This is a genomic window from Mycobacterium sp. NPDC006124 (assembly GCF_040614235.1).
Lineage (GTDB): Bacteria > Actinomycetota > Actinomycetes > Mycobacteriales > Mycobacteriaceae > Mycobacterium.
The window spans coordinates 21,524-30,456 of sequence record NZ_JBEXUA010000014.1; the positions used below are offsets into that span (position 1 = coordinate 21,524).

Here is an 8,933-nt window from a genome sequence, read left to right on the forward strand (position 1 = left end):
ATGACCTGATGGCATTCACCCACGACGACCTCGACGCCAATGGGATCTCGATCCACACGGTCTCGGTGGGTCGAGGCCCGCTGGTCCTGTTCTGCCACGGCTTCCCCGAGTCCTGGTACTCGTGGCGACACCAACTGCAGGCCGTCGCCGACGCCGGGTCCCGAGCGGTGGCCATGGACATGCGCGGCTACGGCAGGTCCAGCGCACCCGAGGACGTGCGCGCCTACTCGATGAGCGACCTGGTGGGTGACGCGGTGAGAGTCGTCGCCGCGTTGGGTGAGGCCGATGCCGTCATCGTCGGGCACGACTGGGGTGCGCCGGTCGCCTGGTACGGCGCCTTGATGCGGCCGGACGTCTTTCGCGCCGTGGCGGCGCTGAGCGTGCCGTACACCCCTCCGTTCGGCGGACTTCCTCCCGAGCTGACGATGAACGACCTGATGCGCTCGGCGGCCGGTGATCGGGACTACTACCGGCTGTACTTCCAGGAACCGGGAGTCGCCGAAGACGAGATCGGCGCGGACCTCGACCGGTTCGTCCGCAGCTTCCTCTACACCGCCAGCGGCGACATCGTCTCCGACGGCGTGCATCAGAGTGCCTGGGAAGGTCACTTTCCCAAGGGAGAGCGCCTCGTCGACCAGCTGGTGGTGCCCGAGCGGCTGCCGGCGTGGCTGACCGAGGACGACGTCGCGACCTACGTCTACGAGTTGTCCCGCAACGGTATTCGCGGCGGACTCAACTGGTATCGGAACCTGAACGCGCTGCCGACGGTTGTGGCGCCGTTCAGCGGCGCGACCATTCGGCAACCCGCCCTCTACCTCGCCGGCGAGTACGACCTGATCGCCGGGAACACCCCGGAAGCCCTTGACGTGGTCCGGCAGTCACTGCCCAATCTTCATGCCCTGCAGGTGCTTCCGGGCGCGGGACACTGGCTGCAGCAGGAACGCCCGCAGGCCGTCACCGACGCGCTGCTGGACTTCCTGCGCGCGCTATGAGCGGGTGATCGCGTCGATAGCTCGGTGGATCCGCTGCTCGCTGACCGGTCTCGCCGTGCCCAGCTGCTGTGCCCACAGACTCACCCGGAACTCCTCGATCAACCGCGCGACGTCCCGCACGTCCTCAGCCGCGGCGCGCGACGGCGACAGCGCCGCGACCACGTCGTCGTAGGCGTCCTGCAACCGGTGAACCCGGTCCATCCGCTCCCGATCGGCGGTCAGGCCCTGAGGGAGCCGCTCGAGCCGTCGGTTGACGGCCGTCAGGTACCGGGCGAGGTCCAGCAGGTGCGGCACGCCGGTGGCGGTGACGAAACCGCGCGGCAGCAGTGCAGCCAACTGCGCACGGATGTCGGCGATCGCGTCGGCCTGGGCGGGGGCCGGGGAGGCCGGGAGCACCACCTGTAGGTCGTGCAGTGCCGCGAGCACTCGCTGCACCCGGGTCAGCACGTCTCGCGTGGTGGGTCCGAGGCCGGCCGCCACCCGTTCACGCAGGGCAGTGAAGTCGGCGCGGTTCCACACCGGCTTCGGTGCGAGGGCGGCCACGGCCGCGTCGGCGCAATCGTCGAGCAGCGCGGCCAGCGTTCCGTCGGGATTGCTGCCGAGCACCAGGCGGGTTCGGGTGTCGAGGTTCTTCTCGAGCGCCTTGGTCGGCGACGGCACCGACAGCCGGAGTAGTCGACGGGTCCCCACGTCCATCGCGGCGCCCTGTTCGGCGGCGGTCGCGAACACCCGTAGGCCGACCGTCGTGCCCTCGTCGACGAGGGCCGGGTAGCCCCGAACCGCCCGGCCGCCGCCGTCGGTCTCGACGACGCGCGGGAGTTCGTCGAGATCGTCGGGCCAGGTGCGCAACCCGGTGCGTTCGAGGTCACCGGCGAAGGCGTCGGCGACGGCCTCGCGCACCGGTGCCGCGAGCCGCTCCTGAAGGGCTTCGAGATCCTTGCCCCGGGCCAGCTCGGTACCGTCGCCCGCCTCGACGGCGAACGTGACCCGAAGATGGTCGGGCACCTTCGTCAGATCGAACGCGTCGACGGGAACCAGAATCCCGCTACGGCGCTTCAACTCACGCTGCAGCGCGTCCAGCAGCGACCCGTCGCTCGGGTCCAGGGATCCGACGACGGCCCGTGCGGCGTCCGGCGCGGGCACGAAATTTCGCCGCAGGTCCTTGGGCAGTGACTTGATCAGCGCGGTGACCAATTCCTCCCGCAACGCCGGTACGTGCCAACCGAATTCGTCACCGCCGAGACGGGCCAGCACCTCGACCGGAACGTGCACCGTCACACCGTCGTCGTCGCGGCCCGGTTCGAAGCGATAGGTCAGCGGTAGCGACAGGTCCTCGGCCTGCCAGGCATCGGGCCGGTCGGCGTCGGCGTCGTTGCGCAGCAGATCGTCTCGGGTGAACGTCAGCAGGTCCGGCGTGCGGTGTCGCTGCTTCTTCCACCACCCGTCGAAGTGCCGCGCGGACACCACCTCCGGCGGAATCCGTGCGTCGTAGAGGGCATGGATCTCGTCGTCGTCGGCGAGCAGGTCGCGGCGACGGGCCCGCTCCTCCAGCTCGGCGAGCTCTTCGCGCAGCCGGGTGTTGTCTCGGAAGAAGTGGTGACGGGTCTGCCAGTCCCCCTCGACGAGAGCGTGCCGGATGAACAGGTCTCGCGCCACCACCGGGTCCACCTGCGCGTAGCCGATGCGCCGGTGGGCGACCAGCGGGAGGCCGTACAGCGTGACGCGTTCGTAGCCCATCACCGCGCCGCGACGCGGATCCCAGTGCGGTTCGCTGTAGATGCGCTGCACCAAGTCGCCCGCGACCCGCTCGACGACCTCGGGCTCGACGCGTGCCGCCGTCCGACCGAACAGTCGACTGGTCTCCACCAGCTCCGCCACGACGACCCAGCGTGGCGGCTTCTTCGTCAACACCGAACCCGGCGCGAGCACGAACTTCGAGTTGCGCGCCCCGGCATAGTCCCGGCCGTCCCCCTCGCGCAGACCGACGTGCGACAGCAGGCCCGCAAGCAGAGCGGCGTGCACCTTGGCCGGGTCGGCGGGTTCGGAGTCGTCGCTCTCCCGGATGCCGAGGTCGCGCGCGATGCCGCGCAACTGCCCCGTCAGGTCCTGCCATTCCCGGATGCGCAGGTAGTGCAGATACTCCGCGCGGCACATCCGTCGAAAGGCACTGCCCGACAACGTTCGTCGTTGCTCACCGAGATATCGCCACAGGTTGAGATAGGAACTGAAGTCGGAGAACTCGTCGGCGAATCGGGCGTGCTTCTGCCGGGCCGCCTCCTCGTGGTCGGTCGGCCGCTCGCGCGGGTCGGGAATCGAGAGGGCAGCGGCCACCACCAGCACCTCGCGGACGCACCCCTGTGCGTCGGCGGCCAGGATCATCCGGCCGATGCGAGGATCCAGCGGCAGCTTGGCGAGACGACGCCCCAGCTCGGTGACCGTCCCGGCCGCGTCGAACGCACCCAGCTCGCGCAGCAGCTGCACCCCGTCGCGCACGCTGCGTGCATCCGGCGGGTCGAGGAACGGAAAGTTCTCCATGTCGCCGAGACCGAGCGCGGCCATCTGCAGGATGACCGCGGCGAGGTTGGTGCGCAGGATCTCCGGATCGGTGTAACGGGGCCGCAGGTCGAAGTCGGCCTCGGAGTACAACCGAATGCAGACCCCTGGCGCGGTGCGGCCCGAGCGACCGGCCCGCTGTGCGGCCGACGCCTGGGAGATGGGCTCGATCGGCAGCCGCTGCACCTTGGTCCGCCGGCTGTACCGCGAGATGCGGGCCAGCCCGGGGTCGACGACGTAGCGGATGCCCGGCACCGTCAAAGACGTCTCGGCGACGTTGGTGGCCAACACGATTCGGCGGGCCGACCGGGAGGTCTCGAAGACCTTCTGCTGCTCGGCCGTCGGCAGTCGCGCGTAGAGCGGCAGCACCTCCGTGTTCGGATTCAGCGCATCGCGCAGCGCCTCGGCGGTGTCGCGGATCTCGCGCTCACCGGACAGGAACACCAGGACGTCGCCCCGCGGTTCGGCCTCCAGTTCCCGAACCGCGTCGACGATCGCCTCGGCCTGGTCTCGGACCTCGGTGCGGATGACGTCATGGTCGGGGTCGTCGGGATCGTCGTCGTCGGGGATCGGGACCGGGAGTTCCAGTGGGCGGTAACGAATCTCGACCGGATACGTCCGGCCTGACACCTCGACGATGGGCGCACCAGCGCTGGATCCATGTTCGGCACCGCCGCTGGATCCATGTTCGGCACCGCCGCTGGATCCATGTTCGGCACCGCCGCTGGATCCATGTTCGGCACCGCCGAAGTGGGCTGCGAACCGGCCCGGCTCGATCGTCGCCGAGGTCACGATCACCTTCAGATCGGGTCGCCGTGGCAACAGCTCCCGCAGATAGCCGAGCAGGAAGTCGATGTTGAGGCTGCGCTCGTGGGCCTCGTCGAGAATGAGCGTGTCGTAGCGCAACAGCCGGCGGTCGCGCTGGATCTCTGCCAGCAGGATGCCGTCGGTCATCAGCTTGACCAGCGTGCGGTCGCTGGCGTGGTCGTTGAACCGCACGGTGTAGCCGACGGCCTCGCCAAGCGGGACCCCCAACTCGTCGGCGATGCGCTGGCCGACGGTGCGGGCGGCCAGTCGCCGCGGCTGGGTGTGGCCGATGGTGCCCCGGATCCCGCGACCGAGTTCCAGACAAATCTTCGGCAGCTGGGTGGTCTTGCCCGAGCCGGTCTCGCCGGCGACGACGACCACCTGGTGGTCGCGAATGGCGGCGGCGATGTCGTGGCGCTTCTCGCTGACCGGGAGGTCGGGGTAGGAGATCTCGGGCACCGCGGCGAGCCGGGTGGCGACGAGGGCCTCGGCAGAGGCGAACTGGGCGGCCAGCTTGGCCACCGTCTCCGGGTCGTCCGTCGCACCCCGGAGCCGTCGCCGGAGCCGGTCGGCGTCGCGGATCGTCAGGCCGTCGAGCCGCGCTCGCAGTTCGCGCAATTCGTCGCCGGACACTCGGTCAACGATAAACGGTCCTCGACCAGGGTTCAGCGGCGCCAGAAGTCGTACTCGTCGCGGCCCGGCCGAAACCCGGCCGCTTCGACGACGTCGACGGCCACGTCGAACTTGTCCCCCACCCGGACCGGGACGTGGGCGTCGCTGCCGAAGGACACCGCGCCGCCGCCCTCCTCGTGCCACCAGCGCATCAGGTCCACCGAGGCGAGCGGGCTGAAGGTGTTGAGTTCCAACGCCCGCCCGGAGGCGGCCAGCGCCCGGAACACCGTCCGGTACTCCTCCTCGAAGTCGGCCTCGCGGTAGTGGCCCTCCCGCGCCGCGGGCCAGTAGCGGCGCGGGTAGTCGCAATGGGCGAGCACCTCGAATACGTCGGACCCCTCCACCAGGCGCAGCAGCTCGGCGAAGTAGCTCCGGACGACCTCGGCGGCAGGCCGGGACTGGAACACGTGGTTGGCGTAGACGAGCGTGCCGTCGTGGACGATCGAGTGCAGTGAACCGAGCACGCGGTCGAACCGCCCCGACCGCAGCACCGCGGCGACGCCGCCCGCGAACAGGTGTGGTTCACCGGCCTCGATACCAGACAGGATGCGCAACCCGGGAAATTCGTGCCGGCAGCGTTCGATGCTGGCCAGGTACGCGTCGACGTCGACCGGAAGCACTCGTCGGCGGGTGCCGACCCGGGTGTCCGTCGGCGGGTGGTCGTGATCGCCCCAGTCCGTGAAGTCGACGTGCTCGGTGAAGGCGACCGCGGGCAGGCCGATCTCCACGGCACGGCGGCAGGTGTTCACCATCGAGGCATCCGGACCGGTGTCCCACGAGAACTCGGTGTGGACGTGGTTGTCCGAGGGAAGAGTCATTTTGCCCGTCACGAAGCCCGTCACGAAGAACACAGTGGCATGGTCGGCGAGCCTGGGTATGAACGAATGATGGCCTCGAACCGAATCCACCGGACGGTGGTCGCGGTTCTGCTGACCGCGTTCGCGGCGACGGCCTGCGTCTCGTGCGTCGTCGCCCCGCCCGCACCCATCGCGCCGGAGCCGTCGTCCACAGCCGTCCCGGCCCCGCCGGCAGCGGCTCCCGGGTCGGGTCCGAGCTACGTGGCGATGGGCGACTCGGCCGCGGCGGCCCCGCTGGTGCCCGATCAGGCCCCGCCCGTGGGGTGCCTGAAGTCGACGAACGACTACCCGTCGGTGCTGGCCCGTCGCATCGGAGCGGCCTCGTTCGCCGACGTCACGTGCAGCGGCGCGCGCACCGAGGACCTCGTGTCCCGGTCGCAGCCCACCCGTACCGGTCCGGTGCCACCCCAACTGGCCGCCGTCACCGCCGACACCCAACTGGTCACCGTCACCATCGGCGGCAACGCCGTCGACCTGCCGACCATCGCGGCGACGTGCCGACGGACCAGCTTGGACGTCCCGCCGTGCTCGCCGAAGCTGACGGCGGGCGGCGTCGACGCCATCTCCACGGCCATCGACGACGACGCCGACGGCTGGGCGAACCTCGTCGACGCGATCCGCGACAAGGCCCCGTTGGCCCGGGTGGTGCTGGTCGGTTACGGCACCTACGTCCGGCCGGAGGGCTGCTTTCCCGCCGAGCCCATCAACCCGGTCGACGCCGCCTACTTCCAGGCCAAGGTCGACGAGTTGGACGACCGCCTGGCCCGGGTGGCCACCGATCGGGGCGCGGAGTTCTTCGACCTGCGGCCGCTGACGGTTGGACACGACATCTGCGCGGCGCCGCAGGACCGCTACTTCGAGGGTTTCGCGCCGGTCAGTCCCGCCGCCCCGCTGCATCCCAACGGGGCGGGTGCCCTTGCGGTGGGGACGGCGCTGGCGGACTACCTCGCCGCCGGCGGGTGAGTCAGCGGTCCGGCGACCAGTAGTCGAGCATCTCGGCGAAGGTGTCGAACGCGGGTCGCGAGACGCCGTAGGTCGCCTCGAAGTGCACGCTCAGGGGGAAGCCGAGGTCGCCCACCCCGTCGACGACCCGCTTGTACAGGTCGAGCATCTGCTTGCGCTTGACGGCCGGGTCGGCGGCGGCCAGTTCCTTCACGAAGGCCTGCTCGGCGGCGACGGCGGGGTTACCGGGATCCTGGATCAGCCAGTTGACCAGTCCGACCTCGGTCTCCATCTTCGGCACGAATCCGAACGACAGCAGGATCTCGGGACGGTGGTCGGTCGTCGTGGCGAAGTCGGTGAGGAAGCCGACGATCGTGTCGGAGTACAGCAGCTGCGTCATCCCGTAGGTCGCGCCCTGGTCGCACTTGAAGTTGAAGCGGCCGTGTTCACCGTCGCGGGTGGGAATCAGGATGGCGCCGCGGTTGGGCACGACGTCGCCGTAGATCGACAGGGCGTCGGTCGGTGCGACACCGGCCCCCTCGCCGTCGGCCATGGTGCGTGGCACACCCACGAAGGCGATGCCGTCGAAGCCGGCGCCCAGGAGTTCGCCGAGGCGTAGCTCGAGGGCGGGTTCGTCGAGGAAGGACGTGACCTGCGTGCACAGCCCGTTCATGTCCGGCAACTCCGGCTTGATGATCGACCAGTACTCGAGGACGTCGAGCTTGGGCTTCATCTCGATGGGACGGTCACCGTCCTCCTCGATCATGCCGGGGATCATCACGTGCTTGATGCGGCCCTCGATACCGGCGTCCTTGGCCAGCTGCAGCACCTTGCGGGCCTCGTCGACGGCGTAGGCCGCACCGCGGTCGACGTTGGGCGGGACGAGTTCCAGCGCGATGGTGTTGAGGGCCATGGGACTGCTCCAATTCACATCATCGGATTCACGTCGGGCGGCATGCCTGATGGGCGACGCTCCGTTGCGCGTGGCCCAAGTTTGCGGGCCGTCGGGACGTCACCCTACCGATCGGCCCCGCGACGGCGGACTTCACACTGACCGACCCGAGATAAGTTAGGCAATGCTAGCCTTCCAAAATGCCGATCTTCAGTCGCGCGGTGCGCGCATCTCGAGCCCTGGCCTTGGCCTCCACGGTCCTCCTCGGAGCCGCCCTCGTCGCCGGTTGCGGCAGCTCGACCACCCCCACGAACGGGTCGACGACCTCGGCGGCCGCCTCGGGCGACACCGTCACGGTGTCGCACGAGTTCGGTGAGACCACGATTCCGGCCGACCCGAAGCGCGTCGTCACCGCCGGATGGATCGACCAGGACTACGTGTTGGCCCTCGGAGTGGTGCCGGTCGGCAGCCGCGGCGGCTACTTCGAGAACTACGACGACTTCCCGTGGGTGCAGCAGGAGACCGGCGGCAAGGGCGTGCCCGCCATCGAAGGCGACTCGATCAACTTCGAGGGCATCGCCGCCGCCAAGCCCGACGTCATCTTCGCGATCAACGAGACGATCGACCAGAAGACCTACGACCGTCTCTCGCAGATCGCCCCCACCGTCGTGCAGTCCGCGGACTACCCGGCCGAGGAGACGCCGTGGGACGTCCAGCTGATGACGACGGGCAAGGCCCTCGGTCGCGAGGAGCAGGCCCAGAAGTTGGTCGACCAGGTCAACGCCAAGTTCGCCGAAGCCAAGGCTGCCCATCCCGAATTCGCGGGCAAGAAACTGGTGTCGGACTTCACCTCGGAACCCAACGCGCACTACGTAATCGGTAAGGGTGACCCCCGTAACGCCATCTTCGACGGGCTCGGTCTCGACACCGGCACCACCATCGGCGACGTCTCGGAGGAGAAGCTGAACCTGCTCGACGGCCCGGCGCTGTTCGTCAACGGCCTCGGCAAGGAGCAGATGGCCGACGTCCCGGCGTTCCAGCGACTCGACGTGGTTCGCGACGGCCGCACGCTGTACGCGGGTTCGGACTCCACCCTGAGCGGCGCGATCGCGTTCGGTGGCCCCAACGCCATGATGTACGCACTCGACCTGTTGGTCCCCCAGCTCGCCAACGCGTACGCGGGCAAGCCGGTCGCCGACCTCTCCAACGCCTAGCTTC

6 protein-coding genes are annotated in these 8,933 nt (G+C 69.3%); 3 read left to right on the forward strand and 3 right to left on the reverse strand.

Going from position 1 to position 8,933, the window contains the following annotated elements; genetic code table 11:
- The first annotated feature begins 8 nt into the window (after positions 1-8).
- Positions 9-992: an alpha/beta hydrolase gene (locus tag ABZ195_RS23365; RefSeq protein ID WP_355221969.1), complete on the forward strand. Its 984-nt coding sequence runs from the start codon at positions 9-11 to the stop codon at positions 990-992.
- On the opposite strand, the gene hrpA is transcribed toward ABZ195_RS23365, so the two are convergent.
- Together hrpA and ABZ195_RS23375 are read right to left on the reverse strand one after the other, a co-directional pair.
- The gene (gene hrpA / locus ABZ195_RS23370; protein ID WP_355221970.1) at positions 987-4,985 is read right to left on the reverse strand and encodes an ATP-dependent RNA helicase HrpA; all 3,999 of its coding nucleotides are present in this window, start codon (positions 4,983-4,985) and stop codon (positions 987-989) included. The two genes, ABZ195_RS23365 and hrpA, sit on opposite strands and share 6 nt — an antisense overlap.
- 32 nt (positions 4,986-5,017) lie before the next feature.
- Positions 5,018-5,866 (reverse strand): PHP domain-containing protein, encoded by an 849-nt coding sequence (locus ABZ195_RS23375; RefSeq protein WP_355221972.1) that lies wholly within the window; start codon positions 5,864-5,866, stop codon positions 5,018-5,020.
- Between the two features lie 45 nt (positions 5,867-5,911).
- Here ABZ195_RS23375 and ABZ195_RS23380 point away from each other — a divergent pair, with 45 nt between their 5' ends.
- Complete coding sequence (locus ABZ195_RS23380) at positions 5,912-6,844, forward strand: SGNH/GDSL hydrolase family protein (protein ID WP_355221974.1); 933 nt, start codon at positions 5,912-5,914, stop codon at positions 6,842-6,844.
- A 1-nt stretch (position 6,845) separates the two neighbouring features.
- Here the strand turns inward: ABZ195_RS23380 and ABZ195_RS23385 are convergent, their stop codons facing one another.
- A complete protein-coding gene (locus tag ABZ195_RS23385; RefSeq protein ID WP_355221976.1) occupies positions 6,846-7,736 on the reverse strand; it encodes a mycobacterial-type methylenetetrahydrofolate reductase in 891 nt (296 codons plus the stop codon).
- A gap of 179 nt (positions 7,737-7,915) precedes the next feature.
- Here ABZ195_RS23385 and ABZ195_RS23390 point away from each other — a divergent pair, with 179 nt between their 5' ends.
- Positions 7,916-8,929, forward strand: a complete 1,014-nt coding sequence (locus ABZ195_RS23390; RefSeq protein ID WP_355221978.1) for an ABC transporter substrate-binding protein — start codon at positions 7,916-7,918, stop codon at positions 8,927-8,929.
- The last annotated feature ends 4 nt before the right edge of the window (positions 8,930-8,933 follow it).

Coding starts and splice junctions, on each gene's coding strand:
- ABZ195_RS23365 (WP_355221969.1), top strand. CDS start 9: ATGGCATTCACCCACGACGACCTCGACGCCAATGGGATCTCGATCCAC.
- ABZ195_RS23380 (WP_355221974.1), top strand. CDS start 5,912: ATGGCCTCGAACCGAATCCACCGGACGGTGGTCGCGGTTCTGCTGACC.
- ABZ195_RS23385 (WP_355221976.1), bottom strand. CDS start 7,736: ATGGCCCTCAACACCATCGCGCTGGAACTCGTCCCGCCCAACGTCGAC.
- ABZ195_RS23390 (WP_355221978.1), top strand. CDS start 7,916: ATGCCGATCTTCAGTCGCGCGGTGCGCGCATCTCGAGCCCTGGCCTTG.